The organism is Nocardioides zeae (assembly GCF_030818655.1).
Classification (GTDB): domain Bacteria; phylum Actinomycetota; class Actinomycetes; order Propionibacteriales; family Nocardioidaceae; genus Nocardioides; species Nocardioides zeae_A.
Genome location: NZ_JAUTAN010000001.1, coordinates 3,439,173 through 3,461,810 on the forward strand (window position 1 = coordinate 3,439,173; position 22,638 = coordinate 3,461,810).

Annotated in this window: 17 protein-coding genes and 3 pseudogenes; 8 read left to right on the forward strand and 12 right to left on the reverse strand. The window is 75.5% G+C overall.

The genetic code is table 11. The annotated features are described in order from the left end of the window. Positions 1–48 precede the first annotated feature (48 nt). From QE405_RS21100 to QE405_RS16345, 10 genes and pseudogenes are all read right to left on the reverse strand, one after another. A pseudogene (locus tag QE405_RS21100) lies at positions 49–342 on the reverse strand (acyl-CoA dehydrogenase family protein); the annotation flags it as partial. After that, positions 339–1,349: a biotin/lipoyl-containing protein gene (locus QE405_RS16305; RefSeq protein ID WP_307205899.1), complete on the reverse strand. Its 1,011-nt coding sequence runs from the start codon at positions 1,347–1,349 to the stop codon at positions 339–341. The gene QE405_RS16305 and the pseudogene QE405_RS21100, both read right to left, overlap by 4 nt. A gap of 97 nt (positions 1,350–1,446) precedes the next feature. Beyond that, positions 1,447–2,325, reverse strand: a pseudogene (locus QE405_RS16310) (ATP-binding protein); the annotation flags it as partial. Positions 2,326–2,332: 7 nt separating this feature from the next. Further along, positions 2,333–3,901, reverse strand: coding sequence for an acyl-CoA carboxylase subunit beta (locus QE405_RS16315; protein WP_307205901.1), 1,569 nt, complete (start codon positions 3,899–3,901; stop codon positions 2,333–2,335). A 38-nt stretch (positions 3,902–3,939) separates the two neighbouring features. Then, positions 3,940–4,425 (reverse strand): SRPBCC family protein, encoded by a 486-nt coding sequence (locus QE405_RS16320; RefSeq protein WP_307202651.1) that lies wholly within the window; start codon positions 4,423–4,425, stop codon positions 3,940–3,942. Continuing rightward, complete coding sequence (locus QE405_RS16325) at positions 4,422–5,624, reverse strand: acyl-CoA dehydrogenase family protein (protein WP_307205902.1); 1,203 nt, start codon at positions 5,622–5,624, stop codon at positions 4,422–4,424. Before QE405_RS16325 ends, QE405_RS16320 begins: the two co-directional genes overlap by 4 nt. Beyond that, positions 5,621–6,298 carry an AtuA-related protein gene (locus QE405_RS16330; protein WP_307205978.1) on the reverse strand — a complete coding sequence of 226 codons (678 nt, stop codon included), beginning with the start codon at positions 6,296–6,298 and terminating at the stop codon, positions 5,621–5,623. Before QE405_RS16330 ends, QE405_RS16325 begins: the two co-directional genes overlap by 4 nt. Before the next feature lie 139 nt (positions 6,299–6,437). Further along, positions 6,438–7,466: pseudogene (locus tag QE405_RS16335) on the reverse strand (acyclic terpene utilization AtuA family protein); the annotation flags it as partial. After that, positions 7,463–8,329: a TIGR03084 family metal-binding protein gene (locus tag QE405_RS16340; protein WP_307202654.1), complete on the reverse strand. Its 867-nt coding sequence runs from the start codon at positions 8,327–8,329 to the stop codon at positions 7,463–7,465. The pseudogene QE405_RS16335 and the gene QE405_RS16340, both read right to left, overlap by 4 nt. Next, on the reverse strand, positions 8,326–9,000 hold the full coding sequence (locus QE405_RS16345; protein ID WP_307202656.1) for a TetR/AcrR family transcriptional regulator: 675 nt from the start codon (positions 8,998–9,000) through the stop codon (positions 8,326–8,328). The genes QE405_RS16340 and QE405_RS16345 overlap by 4 nt, the downstream gene beginning before the upstream one ends. 229 nt (positions 9,001–9,229) lie before the next feature. Here QE405_RS16345 and QE405_RS16350 point away from each other — a divergent pair, with 229 nt between their 5' ends. The 5 genes from QE405_RS16350 (at position 9,230) to QE405_RS16370 (ending at position 12,881) form a co-directional block, all read left to right on the forward strand. Further along, on the forward strand, positions 9,230–9,706 hold the full coding sequence (locus QE405_RS16350) for a hypothetical protein (protein WP_307202658.1): 477 nt from the start codon (positions 9,230–9,232) through the stop codon (positions 9,704–9,706). 281 nt (positions 9,707–9,987) lie between these two features. Beyond that, positions 9,988–10,506, forward strand: a complete 519-nt coding sequence (locus tag QE405_RS16355; RefSeq protein ID WP_307202661.1) for a hypothetical protein — start codon at positions 9,988–9,990, stop codon at positions 10,504–10,506. A 143-nt stretch (positions 10,507–10,649) separates the two neighbouring features. Further along, entirely contained in the window at positions 10,650–10,883 is a 234-nt protein-coding gene (locus tag QE405_RS16360) for a hypothetical protein (protein WP_307202663.1), read from the forward strand. Positions 10,884–10,920: 37 nt separating this feature from the next. After that, a complete protein-coding gene (locus QE405_RS16365) occupies positions 10,921–12,135 on the forward strand; it encodes a Cmx/CmrA family chloramphenicol efflux MFS transporter (protein WP_307202665.1) in 1,215 nt (404 codons plus the stop codon). Beyond that, complete coding sequence (locus tag QE405_RS16370) at positions 12,132–12,881, forward strand: SDR family oxidoreductase (RefSeq protein WP_307202666.1); 750 nt, start codon at positions 12,132–12,134, stop codon at positions 12,879–12,881. Before QE405_RS16365 ends, QE405_RS16370 begins: the two co-directional genes overlap by 4 nt. A gap of 72 nt (positions 12,882–12,953) precedes the next feature. Here QE405_RS16370 and QE405_RS16375 read toward each other — a convergent pair whose 3' ends face one another. Continuing rightward, complete coding sequence (locus tag QE405_RS16375) at positions 12,954–13,646, reverse strand: histidine phosphatase family protein (protein ID WP_307202668.1); 693 nt, start codon at positions 13,644–13,646, stop codon at positions 12,954–12,956. Continuing rightward, positions 13,646–14,353: a phosphotransferase family protein gene (locus tag QE405_RS16380; protein WP_307202670.1), complete on the reverse strand. Its 708-nt coding sequence runs from the start codon at positions 14,351–14,353 to the stop codon at positions 13,646–13,648. Before QE405_RS16380 ends, QE405_RS16375 begins: the two co-directional genes overlap by 1 nt. 544 nt (positions 14,354–14,897) lie before the next feature. Between QE405_RS16380 and QE405_RS16385 the strand changes: the two genes are divergently transcribed. From QE405_RS16385 to QE405_RS16395, 3 genes are all read left to right on the forward strand, one after another. Then, on the forward strand, positions 14,898–16,805 hold the full coding sequence (locus tag QE405_RS16385) for a penicillin-binding transpeptidase domain-containing protein (RefSeq protein ID WP_307202671.1): 1,908 nt from the start codon (positions 14,898–14,900) through the stop codon (positions 16,803–16,805). A gap of 185 nt (positions 16,806–16,990) precedes the next feature. Next, positions 16,991–21,487, forward strand: a complete 4,497-nt coding sequence (locus tag QE405_RS16390; protein WP_307202673.1) for a DUF5979 domain-containing protein — start codon at positions 16,991–16,993, stop codon at positions 21,485–21,487. A 125-nt stretch (positions 21,488–21,612) separates the two neighbouring features. After that, positions 21,613–22,569 (forward strand): hypothetical protein, encoded by a 957-nt coding sequence (locus QE405_RS16395; RefSeq protein WP_307202675.1) that lies wholly within the window; start codon positions 21,613–21,615, stop codon positions 22,567–22,569. Positions 22,570–22,638 lie beyond the last annotated feature (69 nt).

The window sequence follows — 22,638 nt, forward strand, 5'->3', positions numbered from 1 at the left end:
GCCGGGCAGCCAGCGCTCCTTCTGCTCGCGCGTGCCGCAGCGGTTGATGATCGAGCCGCAGATCGCCGGGCTCACGACCATCATGAGCAGCGGCGCACCGGCCGCGGCCGACTCCTCGAGCACCGCCGCGAGGTCGGCCATGCCGCCGCCCCCGCCGCCGTGCTCCTCGGGGATGTTGACGCCGAGGAACCCGGAGCGGCCCATCTCGAGCCACATCTCGGTCATCTTGCCGCCGTCGCGGGCCTGCTTCGCGACGTACTCGTGGCCGTACTTGCCGGCCAGCTTCCCGACCGCCTCCCGCAGCGCCACGCGCTCGTCGGGCTCCGTGAACATCGCGCTCATGCCTGCTCTCCCTCGTCCTCGGCCGAGTCCTCGACCGGCTCCACGACCGCGAGCACGTCGCCCGCCGCCACCTGCTGACCGGCGGCCACGCCCACCTCGGCGACGACGCCGTCGTGGGGGGCGGCGACCGCGTGCTGCATCTTCATCGCCTCGAGCACGAGCACCGTGTCGCCCGCGGCGACCGTCGCCCCCGCCTCCACGGCCACCCGCACGACCGTGCCCGGCATCGGCGCGAGCAGCGAGCCGCTCGCCACCGCGTCGGCGGGGTCGATGAAGCGGGGGACCACGTCGAGCGCCACGTGCCCGTCGGGCCCGTCCACCTCGACCGTGCCGGCACCGCCCGGCGGCACCACGAGCCGGTACGTCGCGCGCACGCCCCCGCTCTCCAACGTCACCTCGTCGGGAGCGGCGGCGACGACGGTCCCGTCGAGGCCCTCGACGCGGTAGCCGTCCCGGCCGCCCCACCACGCGACGGCGAGGTCGCCGTCCGGGTGCTCGAACCACGTGAGCTGCGGCTGCGACGGCACGTTGCGCCAGGCCACCGGGATCCGCGTCTGCACGACGCGCTCCGCACGGGCAGCCTCGGCGAGCCCGAGGGCGGCCGCCATCGCGGCCCGCCCGACCCGGTCGTCGTCGACCGGCGTGACCCAGTCCCGCTCCCCCAGGAACGCCGTGGACACGTCGCCGCGGAGGAACGCCTCGTCCTCGAGCAGCGCGACGAGCTGGTCGCGGTTGGTGCGCACGCCGTGGATCCGTGCCCGCCGCAGCGCGCCGGCCAGCGACCGGGCGGCCTGCCGACGGGTCGGCGCCCACGCGATGACCTTCGCGAGCATCGCGTCGTAGTGCGTCCCCACCTCCGTACCGGCCGCGAAGCCCGCGTCGAGCCGCAGGCCCGACGGGCCGGGGTCGACGGTGAAGGCCACGTCGGCGCCGGGCACGTCGAAGGCCGTCAGCAGGCCCGACTGCGGCTGGTAGTCGGCGGCCGGGTCCTCGGCGTAGAGACGCACCTCGATCGCGTGCCCCTTGCGGCTCGCGCCGCGGGTCCGGCAGCGGCAGCCCCTCGGCGACGGCGATCTGCGCCTCCACGAGGTCGATGCCGAAGACCTGCTCGGTGACGGGGTGCTCGACCTGGAGCCGGGTGTTCATCTCGAGGAAGAAGAACTCCTGGGACGCCGCGTCCATGAGGAACTCGACGGTGCCGGCGCCGCGGTAGTCGATCGCGTCCGCCGCGCGGCGGGCGGCCTCGTGGAGCGCCCGCCAGGTCTCCTCGCGCAGGCCGGGGGCCGGCGCCTCCTCGACGACCTTCTGGTGGCGGCGCTGCAGGGAGCAGTCCCGCTCGCCGAGCACGACGACGCCCTCGGGGGTGCCGACGACCTGCACCTCGACGTGGCGGCCGCGCTCGAAGAAGCGCTCGACGAAGACGGTGGGGTCGCCGAAGGCCGAGGCGGCCTCGTCGGAGGCCAGCTTCACGGCCGCCTCGAGGTCGTCGAGCTCGCGCACGACGCGCATCCCGCGACCGCCACCACCGGCCGACGCCTTGACGATCACCGGCAGGTCGGCGGCCGTCACGGCGGTGGGCTCGAGCCGGTCGAGCTGCGGCACGCCCGCGTCGAGCATGAGCTCCTTGGCCCGGATCTTGTCGCCCATGGCCTCGATGGACGCGGGCGACGGCCCGATCCACGTCAGGCCCGCCTCGACGACGGCGCGGGCGAAGTCGGCGTTCTCCGACAGGAAGCCGTAGCCCGGGTGCACGGCGTCCGCGCCCGACGCCCGCGCGGCCTGGAGCACGAGGTCGGCCCGCAGGTAGGTCTCGGCGGGCGTGCTCCCCGGGAGGCGTACGGCGCGGTCCGCCTCCGCCACGAACGGCAGGTCCGCGTCGGCGTCGGAGTGCACGGCGACGGTCTCGATGCCGAGGCGGCGGCACGTGGCCATGACGCGGCGGGCGATCTCGCCGCGGTTGGCGACCAGAACGGATCGGATCATCGGTGCGTCACATCCTGAAGACGCCGAAGCGCTCGGCGCCCCGGGTCGGGTTGTTGTCGATCACGGACAGGCAGATGCCGAGCACGGTCCGGGTGTCGCGCGGGTCGATGACGCCGTCGTCGTAGAGCATCCCGGACAGGAAGTAGGGCAGCGACTGCTCCTCGATCTGCTGCTCGACGTAGGCCTTGATGCCCGCGAAGCCCTCGGCGTCGAACTCCTGGCCCTTCGACTCCGCGGAGGCCTTCGCGACGATCTCCATGACCCCGGCGAGCTGCGCCGGACCCATGACGGCGGACTTGGCGGAGGGCCAGGTGAAGAGGAACCGCGGGTCGAACGCGCGGCCGTTCATGCCGTAGTTGCCGGCGCCGTAGGACGCGCCCATGACGACCGACAGGTGCGGCACGGTCGAGTTGGAGACCGCGTTGATCATCTGCGCGCCGTGCTTGATGATCCCGCCCTGCTCGTACTCCGCGCCGACCATGTAGCCCGTCGTGTTGTGGAGGAACAGCAGGGGCGTGTCGACCTGGTTGGCGAGCTGGATGAACTGGGTCGCCTTCTGCGCCTCCTCGCTGAACAGCACGCCCTGGGCGTTGGCGAGGATGCCGACGGGCCGCCCGTGGATGCGGGCCCACCCGGTCACCAGCGAGGGGCCGTAGAGCGGCTTGAACTCGTCGAAGGGCACGTTGGCGTCCGGCCCCACGCCCGGCCGGGTGCCGTCGACGAGCCGCAGGATCACCTCCCGCGGGTCGAACGGCTCCTTCAGGTCGGTCGGCACGAGGTCGAGCAGGCCCTCGGGGTCGAGGTCCGGCTCGGCGTACGCCGGGAGCTCGCGGTCCGCGCGGGCCTTGCGGTGCCCGAGGCGCGCGACGATCCGGCGCCCGATCCGCAGCGCGTCGTGCTCGTCGGCCGCCAGGTAGTCGGCGAGGCCGGAGACCCGGGCGTGCATCTCGGCGCCGCCGAGCGACTCGTCGTCGGACTCCTCGCCCGTCGCCATCTTCACGAGCGGCGGGCCGCCGAGGAAGACCTTGGCGCCCTCCTTGACCATCACGGTGTAGTCGCTCATGCCCGGGATGTAGGCGCCGCCGGCGGTGGAGTTGCCGAAGACCAGCGCGATGGTGGGGCGCCGGTCGGCCGAGGCCCGCGTGATGTCGCGGAACATCTTGCCGCCGGGGATGAAGATCTCCTTCTGGGTCGGCAGGTCGGCGCCGCCCGACTCGACGAGCGCGATCGTCGGCAGGTTGTTCTCCGCCGCGACCTGCGCCGCCCGGAACGCCTTCTTCAGCGTCCACGGGTTCGACGCGCCGCCCTTCACGGTCGGGTCGTTGGCCGTGATGAGGCACTCCACGCCCTCGACGACCCCGATGCCGGTGACGAGCGAGGCGCCCACGGTGAAGTCGGAGCCCCAGCCGGCCAGCGGCGAGAGCTCGAGGAACGCCGTGCCCTCGTCGACGAGCAGCTCGATGCGCTCGCGCGCCAGCAGCTTCCCGCGACGCCGGTGGCGCTCGACGTACTTCTCCCCGCCGCCCGCGACGGCCTTGGCGTGCTCGGCGTCGAGCGCGTCGAGCTTCTCGAGCATCGCCGCGCGACGCTCCTGCTCGACCGTGACGGTCTCGCTCACTGCTCCTCCTCCAGGACGGTCTTCATGCGCTCGAGCGTCGTCCGCATCCCGCGCTCGTTGGTGCGTCCCCGCAGCGGCCCGAGGACCAGCCAGTAGAGGCGCAGGGGCAGGCTGGGCTCGAGGCGGTAGTACTCGGTGACCCGCGTCCCCGTGCCCTCCGGCTCCAGCCGGTAGCCCCAGTTGTTGATCGGCACGGCGTCCGTGCCGACGGCGAACTCGAAGACCCGCTCCGGCTCGCAGCGGGTGACGCGGCACCCCGACCAGTACGTCGGGCCGACCCCGTTGCGCTTCACGTGGCCCTTGAAGGTGGCGCCGACCGCCGGGCCGGTGGACCCGCGCGTCCAGCGCGCCTCGAACGTCTCGGGCGAGAACTCCCCGATCCGGGTCACGTCGCTGACCAGCGCCCAGACCCGGTCGACGGGCGCCGCGACGTGCACCGACACCTCGCCGCCGAGCGGACGCAGGAGTCGCGGGCGGCTCACGCGGCGTACCCCAGCAGGCGGGCGGAGAGGTCCGCCAGCACCTCGTTGGCGCCGCCGCCGATGCCGAGGAGCCGGACGTCGCGGTAGTGCCGCTCGACCTCCGAGCCCCGCATGTAGCCGGTGCCGCCGAACAGCTGCACGGCCTCGTGGCAGACCGCCTCGGCGGTCTTGACCGCCGTCTCCTTCGCGAGGCACGCCTCCGCGATGACCTGCTCCCCCGCGACGTGGCGCGCGGCCACCGCGTGGGTGTAGGTGCGGGCGACCTCGACCTGCCGGCGCATCTCGACGAGCTTGTGCCGCACCACCTGCCGCGACGCCAGGGGCTTGCCGAACGTCTCCCGCTCCTGCGCGTACGCCGCGGCGAGCGCCAACGAGCGGGCGGCCGCGGCGTACCCCTGCACGGCCAGGCCGATCCGCTCCACCACGAACTGCTGCGCGATCTGGATGAAGCCGGTGCCCTCGGCGCCGACGAGGTTGGCGACCGGGACGCGGCAGTCGACGAACGAGAGCTGGGCCGTGTCGGAGCAGTGCCACCCCATCTTCTCGAGCCCGCGGTCGACGGAGAAGCCGGGCGTGCCGGCCTCGATGACGAGCAGCGACACGCCGCCGTGGCCCTGGCCGGGCGTGAACTCGCCGCCGGTGCGCACCGCGGTGGTCACGAAGTCGGCGCGGGTGCCCGAGGTGATGAACGTCTTCGCGCCGTTGACGACGAAGTGGTCGCCGTCGCGCACCGCCCGCGTGCGGATGGAGGCGACGTCGGAGCCGCCCTCGGGCTCGGTGATGCCGAGGGAGCCGATCGTCTCGCCGGCCAGCGTGGGCCGCACGAAGCGGTCGACGAGGTCGGGGTCGCCGGCGGTGGCGATGTGGGGCAGCGCGATGCCGTGGGTGAAGAGGCTGGCGATCAGCCCGCCGGAGCCGCCGGCCTCGAAGATGCCCTCGGTGACCGTCACGGAGTCGAGGAGGTCGCCACCGTCGCCGCCGACGGCCTCGTCGAACCCGACGGCCAGCAGGCCCGCCTTCGCGGTGGCCGCGTGGAGCTCGCGGGGCAGCGCCCCGGCGTCCTCCCACTCCTGCAGGTGCGGGGCGATCTCGCGGCGAGTGAACGCGGCGGCCGCCTCCCGCAGGGCCCGCCGCTCGGGGGTCGCCGTGAAGACGACGTCGCCCGTGAGGGACGTCGTCACGTCGGTCCGCGCGCTCACAGGAGCGCGTCCTCGACGCTGACCATGCGGCTGCGGACCCACTCGCCCAGGCCCTTCGCCTGGGGGTCGAACCGCGTCGACGCGGCCACCCCCTCGCCGAGCAGGCCCTTCACGACGACGTTGACGCCACCGAGGTTCGGCAACGGATACACCTCCACCTCGAGATCGGCTGCCTCCGGCACGAGCTCGCGGATGCGGCTCGGGGAGATGAGCTTGGTGAGCCAGGTGACGCGCGCGGCGTACCGCTCCGGGTCGTGCCGGTGGCCGCTCGTCGCGACCCACAGCCCGATGTTGGCGTCGCCGCCCTTGTCGCCCGACCGGGCGTGGACGAAGGAGCCGAGCGGCACGCGGCGGGTCAGCGTGTCGACGGGCGCGGGGTACGGCGAGGGTCGCCGCGCGAGCTCCCCGTCGTCCGGCTCGACGGTCCGCGCCGGGTGCGGCACCAGCACGCGCTCCTTCTCCGACCCGTCGGCGTCGAGCACCACGACGGTGTGCTCGACGGCCGCGCGGTCGACGTACGCCGGGTGGTAGACGCCGTAGGGCACCGGCTTGGCGGGCGGCGCGGTGATCGCGAAGCCCGGGTACGACGCGAGCGCCAGCTCGACGGCCACCGAGGTGAAGGCACGACCGACGGGCTCGGGGGCCGGGTCGAGCGCGGTCACGCGGAGCAGCACGGAGGCGGACTGCTCCGTGGGGGCGTCCGGGGTCGCCGGGCCGGTGTCGGACCAGGCGACGGTCGCGGGGCCGGCCGGCGGGCGAGGCGTCGAGCGCCGACTCCACCTGCGCCCGCACCCAGGCGGCCTTGTCGTCGATGTCGAGACCGGTGAGCACGAGCTCGAGGCTGTTGCGCCAGCCGCCCAGCACGTTGACGGCGACCTTGAGGCGCGGCGGCGGGGCGCTGCCGGTGACGCCGTCCACGCGCACGCGGTCGGGCCCCTCCTGCGTGAGCCGCACCGACTCGAGGTGGGCGGTGACGTCGGGGCCGAGGTAGCGGTGGGTCTGGATCTCGTACATGAGCTGCGCCGTCACCGTGTCGGTGGTGACCGCGCCGCCGGTGCCGTCGTGCTTCGTGACGACGAACGAGCCGTCGCGCCGCACCTCGGCGATCGGGAACCCGAGCGGGGTCGTCAGCGCGTCGGCGGGCAGGTCCCCGAACCCGGAGAAGTTGCCGCCGGTGGCCTGGCAGCCGCACTCGATGACGTGGCCCGCGACGACCGCGCCGGCGAGCTGGTCGTGGTCGTCCGGGGTCCAGCCGAAGTGGGCCGCGGCGGGCCCGACGACCACCGAGGCGTCGGTGACCCGGCCCGTGACGACGACGTCCGCGCCGGCCGTGAGGGCCTCGGCGATGCCGAACGCGCCGAGGTAGGCGTTGGCCGTGAGGGCGTCCGCGAGGTCGCGCTCCTCGCCCGCCGCGGGCTGGAGGCGGACCGTGCCCGCCTGCAGGCCCGGGACGAGGTCGTCGCCCGCGACGTACGCGATCCGGGGGCTCAGCCCGAGACCGCGCGCCACCTCGGCGAGCCGCCGGGCCAGGCCCGCCGGGTTGAGGCCGCCGGCGTTGCTGACGATCCGCACGTTCTTCTCGAGCGCCAGGCCGAGGCAGTCCTCCGCCTGGCGGAGGAAGGTCTTCGCGTAGCCCGCCTCCGGGTCGCGCATGCGGTCCTTGCCGAGGATGAGCATGGTGAGCTCGGCCAGGTAGTCGCCCGTGATGACGTCGATGCCGTGCGGGCGGCCGTCGGGTCCGGTGGTCGTGCCCTCGAGCATCTCGCGCATGGCGGAGAGTCGGTCGCCGTAGAAGCCCGAGCAGTTGCCGATGCGCAGCAGGTCGCTGCTGGTTCCCGTCATGCGCGCGCTCCTTCGGTGGTGGGGGTGCGGGGAGTGGCGTCGGGGGCGCGGCCCTCGCCCGGGGGGCCGGCGAACGCCTGGGCGATGTCGAGCCAGCGGTCGGCGTCGGGTCCCGTCGCGGTGAGGGCGAGGTCGTCGCGGTGCGCACGCTGCGTGACGAGCCGCGCGAAGTCGACGGCCGGACCCTCGACGCGCTGCTCGGCGTCCTCCGGCCCGTCGGTCCAGGTGGCGCCCGACGGCAGCGCCAGGCGCACGTGGACCGGGGCCGTCGGCGCCTCCAGCCCGCGCGTCGCGAAGGAGAAGCCGCGGGTCCGTGCGCCGATGTGGCACACGTGGCGCACGCCGTCGTCGTGCTGCGCGTCGATCCCCAGGGCGTCCGTCACGTCGAGGCCGTGGGCCCAGGTCTCCATGTAGCGCGCCGTGCCCATCGACACCGGGCTCATCGGCGGACCGAACCACGGCATCTTCTCCCCCGGTCGCTCCGCCGCCAGCGCGCGGAGCGCGGCGACGAGGTCGGCGCGGCAGGCCCGCCAGTGCGCGAGCAGGTCGGCGGCCGGCACCGCGGCCCCCTCCGCGGCGCTCCGGTCGACGAAGCCGGTCGGGTCCTCGATCGCGACCATGACGATCGCGTCCCATGCGGCCTTCTCCTCCTCACCCCGTACGGCGCGGGCCGCCGTGGCCGCGGCGACGTCCGTCCACGCGAGGTGGGCGACCTGGGCCCCGACGTCCCAGCCCGCGGCCGGGGTCGCGCGGCGCCAGCCGGTGGCGTCGTCGGGGAGGTCCGTCACGCGGTCGTCGAGGCGCTGGGTGAGCGCCGCCAGGTCGGCCAGCACGCCCTCGAGCACGGGGTTCGGATCGGTCACGGGATCTCCTGGAGGGCTGGCGTGGCGGGTGCGGCGGTGTCGGGCGCGGCGGTGTCGAGCGCGGCGTCGAGGGTCAGTGCCCACTGGTCGAGGATCCGGGCGCGGCGGGCCGAGTCGTCGCCGAGCGTCTGCGCGAGACCGAGGCCGCGCACCAGGTCGAGCGTCGCCTGCACCAGCTCGCGCACCCCCGGCCGCTCCTCGTCGGCCCCGAGCAGCTCGACCGTGAAGCGGTGCGTCTCCCGCCCGAGGTGCCGCTCGAACGGGGCCACCACCTCGAGCAGGGCCGCGTCGCTCCGGGCGGCGACCCAGAGCTCGAGGGCGGCGGCGAAGACGGGGCCGGTGAACAGCTCGGCGAGGAGCCCCAGCACTGCGCGCGTGCTCCGCGCCTCGGCCGGGAGGGCTGCGACGGCGCGGGTGAGCTCCTCGCGTCGTACCGCCGCCAGGTGCTCCACCGCCGCCACCACCAGGTCGGTCTTCGACGGGAAGTGGTGGAGCTGCGCACCGCGGCTGACGCCGGCGCGCTGGGAGACGACGGTCGTCGACGTACCGGCCCAGCCCCGCTCCACCAGCACGTCCACGCAGGCCTCGAGCAGCCGGGCGCGCATCGCCCGCGTGCGCTCGCCCTGGGGGACGCGGCCGGCGGCGGGCTCGGCGATGTGGGGGGCGGACACGAGGGGATCGTGGCGCAGGCGGCAACAAACAGTCAAGACTGTCTTTTTGTGGGGGGTGGGGAGTCGATCCCCTCGCGGACGTCATGCGGATCGCCGGTCGGGGGCACCGCGGCGCATGACGTCCCGGGGTGAGAGCGGGAACCGCCGTGTTTGCCGGCTCGGCTCGTGGGTAGCGACGGTCCAGGTCATCGGGGGCCTGCCTTCACCGTCGACGAGCAGGAGACGCATCGTGAGCAGGCCCGAAGAGCGGACTGCCCTCACCCCCGGGAAGATGCTGGCGAACGGCGCCATCTGCCTGGTGGCGGCGGCCGTCATGACCGTCCTCGCGTTCCGCGGTGCCGACGACGCCCGTCCGTTCGGGATCGTGGCCGCGGTCCTGGCGCTCCTGCTGGGTGCGGGCTCGCTGCTCGCGGCGGCTCGGATCCGGTACGCGCGACGGCATCCCGACTCGGTCTCCGCGCGACGCGTTGCCGAGGTCGAGCGGCTCACCCCGCCCAAGCGGCCTGGTCGCGAACGGGCCAAGGACCTCGGCCTGACCACCGTGCTGATCGTGGTCCTCGTCGTCCAGCGGCTCGAGCCGGTCCCCGTGCCCGTGCGCATCGCGCTCGTCGTGGTCACCCCGGTGCTGATGGTCGTCATCGGCGTCAGGCTGTTCCGCCGGTTCCGGTCCGAGCACCGGTGGCGTCGCGACCGCATGGCCGACTGAGGCGCCACCGGGTCGGGCGGGGTCGCGCCCGGCGGGCCGCGGAACTGTGCGGCTGGGACGGGTCCAGCTCGATCCGGGCTGCCCCAGGCGCACATTTCTTGCCCCGGGCACCACCCCCCTCCCGGACGTCATGCGAACCGCTGCCCCGAGGCACCGCACCGCATGACGTCCCACGCCCGACGCGCGCACCGACGACAGATCCCGTCAAGACAGGGCCCCACGCCGTCAGGGGTCCGTCAGCGAGCCGCCACCCCGCCCTCTACCGCGGGCACCGTGGGCCCGTGCTCAAGTTCGCCGACGTCGACCTGCTCCTCCGTGCCGCGCGTGCGGCGTACTCCTCCACGCTCCTCGCCCTCGAGCGCTCCGACCCCCGCCTCGCCACCGACGCGCTGGCGACCACGGAACGGCGTGCCGACCTCGCCGCCCGGGCCCGCCACGCCCTGCGCGACCGGCCCTGGGTGCCGCTGCCGCAGGTGGCGGCCGAGGTACGCGTCGTGGACGACGTCGAGGAGGTCTGCCGGATCCTCCAGCGGCTCGCGACCCTCATCGGGAGCACCGGGATCCCGGACCTCCCGCCCCGGCTCCGCAGCGACGTCCGCCGCCTCCGCGACGCCGGCGAGCGGCGCTTCGGCCACGTGCGGGACGGCTGCGTGTACGCCGCGTCCGGCGCCGGCTGCACGGCCACGTTCCTCGACGTCGCCGACCACCACGCCACCGCCGGGCCCGAGCTCGACCGGCTCGTCGGCGAGCTCGCCGCGGCGATGCTCCTCACCACCCGCGACGCGGCCGTGGCGGCGTGACCGGCTGTGCCCTCGCGCCCAGGCGCCGTTCGAGACCCGGCGGTGTGACGCAGTCGGTTGGAGCGGTGTGCAACCGTCGGGGAGTCTCACGCGTCCTTGGGGGAGGAAGCGCACCGCCCCGCCCCCCGAGGAGGAACCCCCGCATGCAGCCCGCACCCGGTCGTGGGAGCACCACGCTCCGCGCCACGTCCCCGCTCTGGCCGTCGGTCGCCGTCGCCGTGCTGCTGGGCCTGCTGCTGGTGCTCGCCACGACCCTGCTGCCGCAGCCGCACCCGGAGGAACGGGGGGTCCTCCACCCCGCTTCCGTGGAGGAGCCGGCGCAGCACTCCCCCGGCGCCCCCACGGTCGGCACCCAGGTCGTCGACGCGTCACGCTGAGAGCTCGGTAAGCCTTCATCGACGACGTCGTCGCGCCATGACCTCGGACCGTCCGGGCTCCCCGCCCCGCCTGCCCCTCGCCGTGCTCGTGCTGGGCGCGACCATCTTCTGCCTGGGCACGTCGGAGTTCATGCTCGCCGGGCTGCTGCCCGACCTGGCGCGCGACCTCGACGTCAGCATCCCGGCCGCGGGCGGGCTCATCAGCGGCTTCGCCGTGGGGATGGTGGTCGGCGCCCCCGCCATGGCGCTCCTGACGCTCCGGTTGCCGCGGCGCACCACCCTCCTCGTCTCCGCCGTGGTCTTCGCCGTGGCGCACCTGGCGGCGGTCGTCGTGGACGACTACGCGACGCTGCTCGCCACCCGGGTCGTGGCCGCGGTCGCCTGTGCGACCTTCTGGGCGGTGGCCGCCGTGACCGCGGTGGCGATCTCGCCCCCGGGCGCCACGGCGCGCGCGATGGCCGTCGTCGTCGGGGGGCTCACCGTCGCGAACGTCGTCGGCGTACCGCTCGGGTCGCTCGTGGGGAGCCAGGGCGGCTGGCGTGCCGCGTTCCTCGCCGTCGGCCTGCTCACCCTGCTCGCGACCGTGGCCACGGCCCTGCTGGTCCCGGAGACGCGGGAGGTCGGGGACGCGTCCTACGGCGCCGTCCTGCGCCGCGAGCTCCGGACCTTCCGCCGCGCACCGCTCTGGGTCGCGCTCGGCACGACCGCACTGTTCCAGGCGGCGGTGTTCTGCACGTTCTCCTACCTGGCGCCCGTCGTCACCGACGTCGGCGGCCTCACGGAGGGCTGGGTCCCCGTGGTGCTCCTGGCCTTCGGGCTCGGCTCGGTGGCGGGGGTCGCGCTCGGCGGCCGCTACGCCGACCGCAACCTGCTGCTCAACGTGCAGGCCTCCCTCGTGGCGCTCGCGGTGGCCCTCGTCGTGCTCGCGGCCACCGCCGACCTGCCGGGGGCGATCGTGGCCTCCTCCGCCCTGTTCGGCATCGCGGCGTTCTCGATCGCCTCCGCCATCAACGCGCGCGTGCTCGGCCTCGCCGGCGACGCCCCGACGCTGGCCTCGGCCGTGAACGTCTCCGCGTTCAACGTCGGCAACGCGCTCGGCCCCGCCCTGGGCGGGCTGGTGCTGGCCGCGGGGGCCGGGTACCGCGCCCCCGTCGCCGTCTCCCTCGCCCTCACGGCCGGGGCGCTCGGCCTGGCCCTGCTGTCGCGACGGATCGAGCGGTCCCCCGACCCGTCGGTCACACTGGCGCCATGACGAAGACGATCCTCATCACCGGCGCCAGCTCGGGTCTCGGCGCGGAGATGGCGCGCCAGTTCGCCGCGCTCGGGCACGACCTCGCGCTCTGCGCCCGTCGCCTCGACCGGCTCGAGGAGCTGCGGGCGGAGATCACGGCCGCCCACCCCGGCCGCCGGGTCGAGGTCCGCGAGCTCGACGTCACCGACGACGATGCCGTCGCGGCCGTGTTCGCCGACCTGGCCGCCACCCTCGGCCACCTCGACCGCGTGATCGTCAACGCGGGCCTCGGCAAGGGCGCACCGCTCGGCACGGGCAAGCACCACGCCAACCGCCAGACCGCGGTCACCAACTTCCTGGGGGCGCTCGCCCAGACCGACGCGGCGCTCGAGGTCTTCCGCGCGCAGCACGCCGGCCACCTCGTGATGATCTCGTCGATGGCGGCGATGCGCGGGATGCCGGGCGCGACGGCGACCTACGCCGCCACCAAGGCCGGGGTCGCCCACCTCGCCGAGGGCGTCCGCGCCGACGTGCACGGCACGCCGATCAAGGTGACGGTGCTCTACCCGGGCTTCATCGCCTCCGAGATGAACGACGGCACCGGCGGCAACCCGCCGATGCTGGTCTCGACCGAGAAGGGCGTCCGCGCGATGGTCGCCGCGATCGAGAAGGAGAAGGACTCCGCCTGCGTGCCCCCGCTGCCGTGGGCGCCGCTGAGCGTCGTCATGAAGCACGCGCCGATGCCGCTGTTCCGCAAGCTGGTCTGACCTCGCCCCGGGTCGTGGCCCCAGCGCGCCGTTTTCCGTGGCGCTGGGGCCACGACCCGAGCACGGCGCCGCTCAGCAGGCGGACGCCGGCCCGGTCTCGAGGTGGCTGTGCTCGTTGAACGACACCAGCCGCACGCCGCGCAGCCCCACCGTCACCTTGGTGAGGGACGTGTTGACGACGACCGGCGTGAGCCGCGTCCAGGGACCGGCGAGCTCGGCGGGGTCGGACTCGGGGTTCCACAGCCCGACCATCGCCGCGGTCAGCCACGCGACGGGTCCTCCGGACGTGACGACGACGATCGTGCCGGTGCGCCCGACGCGGTCGGCGGCTTCGGAGAGCGCGGCCTGCGTACGCCGCGTGAACGCCGCGAACGACTCGGCGTAGTCATCGTGGTCGCCGCTCGTCCACCGCATCATCGCCATCTGCAGCCACTGCTGGAACTGCTGCGGGTCGGGATCGCCGCCCCCGACCATCGTGGGCAGGTGGGCGCGGAGCACCTCGCCGTGGTCGTAGTCCGCCCACCGCTCGTCGACGGTGGTCCGGGCGCCCCAGCCACCGGTGACGGTGAGGGCCTCGACGGTCTCGCGGTGCATCCGCCGGCCGGCGTGGACGACGAGCTCCGGCACGACGCCCCGGGCGGCGAGGGCAGCGCCGAGCAGCCGGCTCTGCTCCCAGCCGAGCGGCGTCAGGGCCTCCTCGTCGGTCCCGTCCTCGGCGCCGCCCCACGAGGACTGGCCGTGGCGCACGAGCAGCAGCGTGCCCATCAGGCCGCCCAGCCGATCGGGCCGTCGTCGATGACCGTGCGGCAGCGCCGGGCCAGCAGCTGGACCATCCCGCCGAGGCCTGCGAACGCGGGGTTGGTGGTGGCACCCGCGACGTACCGCGCCCAGATCTGCTGCGCGATCACCGCCAGCCGGAACAGGCCGAACACCTCGTAGAACCGCCAGGCCTCCGCGTCGACGGCGAGGCCGCGGGCCGCGGCGTACGTCTCGACGACCTGCTGCCTGGTCCACATCCCCTCGAGGTGGGTGGGCTGGCGGCGGGCGGAGCGGAAGACGGGCTCGTCGTCGGCCTGCACCCAGTAGGCCAGGGCGCTGCCCAGCTCGGCGAGCGGGTCGCCGACGGTGGCGAGCTCCCAGTCGAGCACCCCGACGACCTCCCACGGCGCGTCCGTGCCGGGGCCGCCGGCGAGCACGAGGTTGTCGAACCGGAAGTCGTTGTGCACGAGGCAGGAACCCACGTCGGCGGGCTGCTCGGCCTCGAGCCAGGCCGTCGTGGCGGAGAAGTCGGGTACGTCGGGGGTGCGGGCCGCCTCGAGCCGGCGGGTCCAGCCGGCGACCTGGCGGGCGACCGAGCTGCCGCCGCGGCCGAAGCGCTCGAGGTCGTGGGCCACGACGTCGACGTCGTGGAGCCGGCCGAGCACGTCGACGAACCGGGCGCAGAGGCCGTCGAGGTCGGCGGGGCGGACCACGGCCGCCAGGTCCGGGGTCGAGCTCGCCGCGCAGGATGGTGCCCGGGACGCGCTCCATCACGTAGAGGTCGGCGCCCAGCGGAGAGCTGTCACCGGCGTGCGCCACCATCCTCGGCACGAGGTCGAAGGCCGGACGGAGGGAGCGCTGGATGTCGAACTCGCGACCCATGTCGTGGGCGCTGCCGCCCCGGGCGCCATGGGGCGGACGGCGCAGCACGAGCTCGCGCGCGTCTCCCCCGGAGCCCCCGGAGCCGTAGCGGAGGGCGTAGGTCAGGTTCGACGCGCCGCCGGGGAACTGGCGCACCTCGGGCAGACCGGGCGGGAGGTCCTCCTCCGGCGCGTGCGCGCGCAGCCAGGCGTCGAGCGCGACGACGTCGATCGCGTCCTCGCCCCGCACCGGACGTGACGCGTTGCCCTGCTCGAGGTCGTCGTGGTGGATGCCGTGCTCCTTCGTGGTGCCCCCGGAGTAGTGGTGGACCCCAGCATTGTGTCGGAGACAATCAGGCCCGCAGGCGGGAATCAGGGAACTCACAGGGGGAGCACGATGACGGGTGGCGCTCGCGGTCGCACAGCACGCGTGCTGGCGGGGACGGTGGCGACGGTCGTCGCCGGATCGCTGCTGGCGGCGTGCTCCGACGACGGCGACCGGGAGGAGGCGGAGCGCGCGGTCGCGAGCCTGCGTGAGGGCCTCGTCGCGGGCGACCTCGCGGACGTCCCCCTGACCGGCGCCACCCCCGAGGAGGCCACGGCGGAGCTGGAGGCGGTCGTCGCCGGGCTCGGCGACGTCGAGCCGCAGGTCACGACCGGCGACGTCACGGTCGACGGCGACGCGGGCACCGCCACGCTCGACTGGGCCTGGCCGCTCGGCGACCAGACCTGGACCCACACGACGACCGTCGCGCTGCGCAGCGCGGGCGACGACTGGCAGGTCGCCTGGTCGCCGACCGTCGTCGAGTCCTCCCTCGCCGAGGGCGAGACGCTGCGGGCGGACGCGGTGACCGCCGTCCGCGGCGACGTGCTGGCGGGCGACGGCACGCCGATCGTCACGCTCCGCGACGTCGTGCGCTTCGGCATCGACAAGTCCCGCATCGACGCGGCCACCGCCCAGGCGTCCGCGCGCACGCTGGCGGAGGCCCTCGGGATCGACGCCGACGCGTTCGTGCAGCGGGTCGCGGCGGCCGGGGACCGGGCGTACGTCGAGGCGATCGTGCTCCGCGCCGACGAGGCCGACCTCAACCTGCTGGGCGGCACGCCGGGGGTCGCCTCGATCCCCGACCAGGTGCCGCTCGCCCCGACGCGGGGCTTCGCGGCGCCGATCCTCGGCTCGGTCGGGGAGGCCACCGCGGAGATCGTCGAGGAGTCCGACGGCGCGATCCGCGCCGGCGACGTCGTGGGCCTCGGCGGGCTGCAGCGGCGGTACGACGCGGACCTGCGCGGCACGGACGGCCTCCGGGTCGTCGTGGTGCCGGCCGAGGGCTCCGACGCCGAGCCCCGCGAGCTCCACGCGGCCGACGCCGTGGCGGGCACCCCGCTGGCGACCAGCCTCGACATCGACCTCCAGGGCCTCGCCGAGGGCCTGCTGGCGGACGTCGGACCGGCCAGCGCCCTCGTGGCGGTGCGTCCCTCCGACGGCGCTCTCCTCGCCGCGGCCAACGGCCCAGGCGCCGGGGGGCAGAACGCGGCGACCTTCGGGCAGTACGCGCCGGGCTCGACGTTCAAGGTCGTCACGTCGCTCGCCCTCCTGCGGGCCAGGATCGGCCCCGACGACACCGTCGCCTGCCCGGCGCAGATCACCGTCGACGGCCGGGTGTTCGAGAACTACGACGACTACCCGGCGGCCGGCATCGGCCAGATCACGCTCCGGCAGGCGGTCGCGAGCTCGTGCAACACGGCCTTCATCGGCAGCGCCGACGCGCTGCCCGACGGGGCCCTCGCCGAGGCCGCCGCCGCGCTCGGGCTCGGCGTCGACCAGGACCTCGGTTTCCCGGCGTACTTCGGCCAGGTGCCCGCGCCCGAGGGCGCGACGGAGGCCGCCGCCGCGACCATCGGCCAGGGCCGCGTGCTCGCCTCCCCCCTGGCGATGGCGACGGTCGCCGCGTCCGTCGCCGACGGCCGCGCGGTGCTGCCGACGCTGCTCCCCGAGCACACCGCCGACGCCGTGCCGGCCGCTGCGCCGCTCACCGCCGACGAGGCCGCGGCGCTGCAGGACCTGATGCGGGCCGTGGTCACCGACGGCAGCGGGCGGCTGCTCGCCGACCTGCCCGGACCGCCGGTGGGCGCCAAGACCGGCACCGCCGAGTTCGGCACGGCGACCCCGCCCGCCACCCACGCCTGGATGATCGCCACGCAGGGCGACCTGGCCGTCGCCGTCTTCGTCGAGGAGGGCGCCTCGGGCTCGACCACGGCCGGTCCCCTCCTGCGCTCGTTCCTCGCCGGCGCGGCCCAGCCGTGATCGCCAGCCACGGCCCCGGCGCCACGCGCACGTCACGCAGCCGTCACCTCGCGGGGGTGTCGCTCACGGCTCCCGGGGAGTAACTTCACTCATCCACGCATCAGCTCCGTCGCGGTCTCGGGCCCGCCGACGTCGTCTGACGCCGGTCGGCGCGGGGCCGTGGCCCTCTCTCGGGGAGTCCACACGTGTCCGGGTCCGCGCGCCTCCGTCCCGTCGTCAGGGGCGGCCTCGCCCTCGTGCTCGTCCTCGTCGCCCTCGTCCTGACCGGCAGTCCGGCGCAGGCGACCAGCGGTCTCGAGGTCGGCATCCGGTTGACGTCCGGCAACACGTTGGCGTCGGGCACGCCGTTCGACTACGAGGTCGCGCTCGTGTGCACGCGCTCCCACGACGGCTGCGCGGACGTGGTGGCGCGGATCCCGCTGGGCGACGCCGCGGCGTACCAGCGGGGCGAGGAGCCCGGCACCGCCCCCGCCGGGCTGACGGTGACGCAGGCCGTCGAGGACGAGGCGCTGGTCGTCCGGCTCAGCGGCGGCCTGCCGGCCGGCGGCACCGCGCTCGCGCGGTTCTCGCTGACCCCGCCCAACGACACCACGCCCGACGGCACGAGCTGGGAGCTCGAGCCCACGGCCACGAGCTCGAACGCGGGGACGAGCCGGCACGCGCCGCCGGGGTACGACGAGGGGGTCACCGCCCACGTCGACGCGACCACGACTGCCATCGCCCACGTGGGCCTGCGGGACTCGTCGCTGCGTCGTCCCGGCGACGAGGTGACCTTCGACCTCCGCGTCTCCTGCGTGCAGCCCGACACGGGCAACTGGTTCCCCGGACGGCTCGAGATCAGGGCCGAGCTCGCCCGCGGGCTCACGCTCGTGCGTGCCACCCCGGCCGGCGCCCAGGTCGCGGGCCGCACGCTCACGTGGACGCCGGAGGGCGGCGCGCTCCCCGCCAGCTGCCGCGAGCGGGGCGCCGACGGCGCCGTGACCGGCACCGTCACGGCCCGGATCGACCAGGGCCAGACCGACCGCGCGCAGCTGCCGCTGTCGCTCCGCGTCACGCCCACGACGGCGGGCGGCGGTCACCGCTGGACGGGCGAGCCGGCGACCGACAGCGCCCAGGTCACCGTCATGGGCGCACCGGGTGCGAGCCCGGGCTCGCTGTTCGCCGGCGCCTTCGGCCAGGTCCGCACCAGCACCTCCGACGACGGCACGGCCGAGGACCGGTCGCAGGCGACCTACCCGGGCAACTGGCTGGGCGTGCTCCCGGCGCAGCCGGCGTTCTCGCTCGAGCAGTTCCAGCCCAACGGCGCGACGGGCCTCGCGCAGGCCGGCTTCAAGACCTCCTACAACAACATCGAGGACGGGTCGGGCTACGCCGTCGGGGTCGCCCAGCAGATGCCCTGCCTGGGCAGCGGCACGCGCCACGAGCCCTCCAGCGGCTCCTGCGCCCCCGCCTTCCACGCCACCACCGCGGCGCTGTGGGTCGACAACGACGCCGACGGGGCGACCGGTGAGGCCGTCCCCGGCAGCTACCGCGCGCGGGCGCTCCTCACCGACGGCCGCCGCGTCACCCTGCACCGCACCGGCGGCACGACGACGCTCGACGACCGCGGGCAGTGGGTGGGCTTCTCCGTGCCGGACTCCGCCGTCGGTCGGGTCCGCGCCATCGAGTTCCCCGCGAGCACGGGCATCGAGTCCTACACCATGAGCTGGGCCGTGTTCGGCTACGTCGACCCCGAGGTCGACCCCGGCGAGGTCGTGGTGGCGCGGTCGGCTGCGTCCGCGACGTACGGCGACGACACCACCCAGCTGAGCAGCCGCGACGCCGTGCTCACCGTGGTCGCGCGGCCGCAGCTGGGCGTGGACGCGTCCTACGCCGCCGCCACCCTCCCCGAGGTCGGCGCCACCACGACGCTCGACGTCACGGGCAGCGCGCTCCTCCCGGCCGGCTCGAGCACCGACCTGGTGCTGGCGGAGCGGCTCCCCGAGGGCCTCGACTGGCACGGGAGCGTGCCGGCCACGCTGCCCGCGACGCTGGAGGTCACGAACCGGGCGGCTGGCCGCGGCCAGACGGTGACGGAGCGTGACGTCGAGCTGCCGCTGGTCGTCGCCCGCAACGCGGGCGGCAGCGGTCGCACGCTCGTGCGCGCCGTGCTCGACGCCGACGACCTCCCCGCCCAGGTGACGGACGAGGCCGGCGCCCGCGTGCGCCTGCAGCTGTCCCTCCCGGTGGTCGCGGAGCGACCCGGGCTCCTGGCGCACGAGGCGCGGCTCGTGGCGCCCGGCACGCCGATCTCCCAGGTGTGCGCGCAGCGGCCGGCCACGACGTCGCGCTCGGTGCCGACCTCGGCGACCGGTCTGGCGCACACCGCGCCCGGCTGCCTCGCGACGAGCACCGTGCAGGTGGAGACCGGCGACGGCGCCGCCTCGTTCTCCGTCGACGTGCAGGTGCAGGGCGACGCCGACGAGGAGCCGAAGGCCGCCCCCTCGCTCGGGCTCGCCGATGACGGCGAGGCGACCTACACGCTGCGCTGGCGCAACACGGCGACGACGCCCCTGAAGGACGTGACGCTCGTCGACGTCCTCCCCACGCTCGACGACACGCTCCTCGCCGGGGCCGCGTCGGGCACGCCCCGCGGCAGCGGGTTCGAGGTCGAGCTGCTCGACGTCGAGGCGCCGACCGGGGTGCGCGTCGCCACGGCCGACGACAGCGACGTCTGCCACTCGCTCGGCACCGCGCCGCCGGCGGAGGGCTGCGCCGCGTGGCAGGACCGCGGTGACCTCGACGGGGCCCGCGCGCTGCGGCTGACGTCGGGCGCGACGTACGACATCGGCGAGGGCTTCGACGTCACCCTCACCGTCGGCCTGCCCGACGACGCGGCCGTCGGCTCGGTCGCGTGGAACACCGCCGCCGCGACGGCGCGCAACGCCTGGAGCGGCTCGACGCTGCCCCCGGTGGAGAGCGCCAAGGTGGGGCTGACGCCGTACGCCGCGACCCTGCCGCCGGTCGTGACGGTGGAGACGGACCGGGCCTACGCGGGCCCCGGTGAGCCGGTGACCTACACGGTGCGGCTCGCGAACCCCGGCCCGCACCCGATCACCACGGCCGCCCCCGTCGGCACGCTGCCCGTCGGGCTCGACGTCGTCGGGGCCACCGCGGGCGCCGTCGTACGGCTGCTCCTCGACGTGGTCGACGGTCTGACCGGAGGGCTGCTCGGCCTGCCCTCGCTGCCGGAGCAGCCCGGCTTTGATCCCACGCAGCCGCGCAGCGCGGGCAGCGAGGTGACGTGGCCGCAGGTCGAGCTGGCGCCCTACGAGACGCGCGACCTCCAGCTGACGGCCCAGCCCGACGCGTACTCCGCCGGCAGCCTCCTCAGCCGCTTCGTCGTCGAGGGCGCGATCCTGCCGAACCCCTGCCCCGAGGGCGCGGGCGTCTGCGCCGAGGTCAACGTGCCGTCGGGGCAGCTCACCGTCACGCACGAGGCGGAGGGCGACGGGGCGCCGCTGTACGCCGCCGGGCCGACCGCCGTCCGCGTCGACTGCGTGCGGGGCGGGGTGCCCGTGCACGGCTTCCCGCGCACGCTCCAGCTCACCGACGGCCAGGTCAGCGCGGCGCTGCCGGTGCCGTACGGCGCGGTCTGCTCCGGCGGCGTCACCCAGGACCAGGGCGCGACGGACGTGGCGGTGTCGCCCGCGACCGGCACCACGGTCACCCCGGAGGCGCCGCAGGGCGCGCTCGTCGTGACCACGCGCTTCGACCTGGCGCGGGTCGTCGTCGACCGGCGGGTGTCCGGCGTCGGGGCCGCGATGGCGCCGGCCCGGGCCCTCGTCTCCGTGACCTGCCGCTGGCGCGACCAGACCCTGCCGGGCTTCCCGATGCAGCTGCCGATGGCCCGGGGCGAGCGGGTCGGGCTCACCGCGCAGCTCCCCGTCGGCGCGCTCTGCACGTCGACGGAGGAGTCCGGCGCTCCCGCCGACGAGGTGCCGGGCGGCTCCGTGGTCGCGACCGCTGTCGCCGACGGAGAGAGCCTGCTGTCGACCCACGGCGTCTACTCGGCGGGCCGCGTGCGCGTCACCGCCGCCGACGACCTCGACGACGACGCGCGCGTCGCGGTCACCTGCCGCCGCGAGGGCGCGGTCGTGTGGTCCGGCGAGGTGCGGGTGGCCCCGGGCGCGACGGCCGTCGCCCGCAGCGGGGGCCGCGACGTGCTCCTGCCGGCCGGCACCGGCTGCGAGGCCGCGCCGACCGACCGGGCGCAGCGGGTGCGCGCGGGCGGTGCCCTCGCGGTCGCGGCCGACGGGGGCGCCCGGGTGCAGGACCTCGACCTCGTCGTCGGCGCCGCCCCCGCCGGCCAGGCGGCCGTGGGGGGCCTGCTCGACGCCGTCGGCCTCGGCGGGGCCCGCGGTCCCGGCGGCGTCGTCGGCCTCCCGGGGAACCTCGCCGACCCGTCGGTGACGGTCCCCGGCGCGGCGCCCGCCGGCCCGGTCCCGCCCGCCGGCGACCCGACGACGCGCACCACGACGGACGACGACCCCGACGGCGAGCTCGGCCTGGCCGCCCCCGCGAGCAGCGAGGCGGACGACGCGGGGGACGGGGGCCGCGACGTACCGGTCCTCCCCCTCACCCTCGGCGGCCTCCTGCTCCTCGCCGCCGGCGCGCTCTGGACGCGGTTCCGGCTGCGCTGATCCCCGCCCGGGTCGTGGTGTGAGGCCGTCATTTTCCGGAGGCCTCACACCACGACCGGCGAGGGGGGCAGGGCGCCTGTGGAGGACGACGCGCACCCACGCGGCAGAGCGACGACGCTGGGGGCATGACCTCGAAGTCCGAGCGCGGTGCGCGCCTGGCGGCCGTCGCGGCACTCGCTGCCGCGCAGGACGGTCTCGTCACCCGCGCCCAGCTGCGCGGTGAGGGGGTGGGTGACGCGGTGGTACGCCGCCGCGTCGGCTCCGGTCGCTGGTCCTTGGCAGGCCCGACGGTCGTCAGCATGACCACGGGCACCCTGACCGAGCGCCAACGGCGGCGCCTCGCGGTGCTGCACCCGCCCGGGGCGGCGGCACTCTCGGGCCGCACGGCGCTGGCCGTGCACGGGTTGCGCGGCTGGGAGGGCGACGAGGTCACCGCGATCGTCCGGGCGGGCCTCCACCTCGAGCCGCTCGAGCACCCGGGGGTCCGGCTCCATCGCACACGACGGCCCTTCGAGGGCTGGTGCACCGAGGTGGACGGGCTCCCGGTGCTACGGGTAGCACCTGCGGCCCTGCTCCTGGCCGCCCGACTGCCGTCCGAGCGCGCGGCCGGCGGCCTGCTCGCGGCGGTCGTCCAGCAGCGCCTGACCGACAGCGACGAGCTCCTCGACTGGCTCGAACGGCTGCGTCCGCTCGCGCGCTCGGCCCACCTCCGGCGGACGCTCGGCGACATCGCCGGCGGCGCCGAGTCGATGGCCGAGATCGATCTCGGACGCATGTGCCGGGAGCACGACCTCGCCGATCCCGTCCGCCAGCAGCAGCGGCGCGATCGGGAGGGTCGTCGGCGATGGACCGACGCGACGTGGGTGACCGCGTCCGGGATCACCGTCGCGCTCGAGGTCGACGGGGCGTTCCACCGCGACGCCCAGCAGTGGGTGGACGACATCGCCCGGCAGCGGGCGCTCACCTCGCCGACGTACCTCGTCGTCCGGTGCACCGCCCAGGAGCTGCGCGACCACCCCGAGCGGATCGCGGCCGATCTCCGCGCGCTGGGTGTGCCGCGGCGTACCGCTGCCGCCGCCTGACACCCCCTCGGGTCGTGGTGCCAGGCCACCACTTTCCGCAGGTCTCACACCACGACCACGGAACGTCCC